Source organism: Sphingomonas sp. 2378, assembly GCF_038084995.1.
GTDB lineage: Bacteria > Pseudomonadota > Alphaproteobacteria > Sphingomonadales > Sphingomonadaceae > Sphingomonas.
In genome coordinates this window covers 1-218 of record NZ_JAXCMJ010000175.1, presented here as the reverse complement: position 1 = coordinate 218, position 218 = coordinate 1, and the positions used below count along the sequence as shown (strand labels likewise).

1 protein-coding gene is annotated in these 218 nt (G+C 69.3%); it reads left to right on the top strand.

Annotation, left to right across the window (positions count from 1 at the left end):
- Position 1 precedes the first annotated feature (1 nt).
- On the top strand, positions 2 to 218 hold a 217-nt coding region (locus SM191_RS19945), incomplete at its 3' end, for a GTP-binding protein (RefSeq protein ID WP_341507691.1).

Below are 218 nucleotides of genomic sequence, written 5' to 3'. Positions count from 1 at the left end.
CCTGGCGAACCGCGAGGGGCGGCGGGTGGCGGTGATCGTCAACGACATGTCGGAGGTGAATATCGACGCCGACCTGGTGCGCGGCGGCGAGGCGGCGCTCTCCCGGTCGGAGGAAGCCTTGGTCGAGATGACCAATGGCTGCATCTGCTGCACGCTGCGCGACGACCTGCTGGCGGAGGTGCGTGCGCTCGCCGAAGCGGGGCGGTTCGACTATCTGG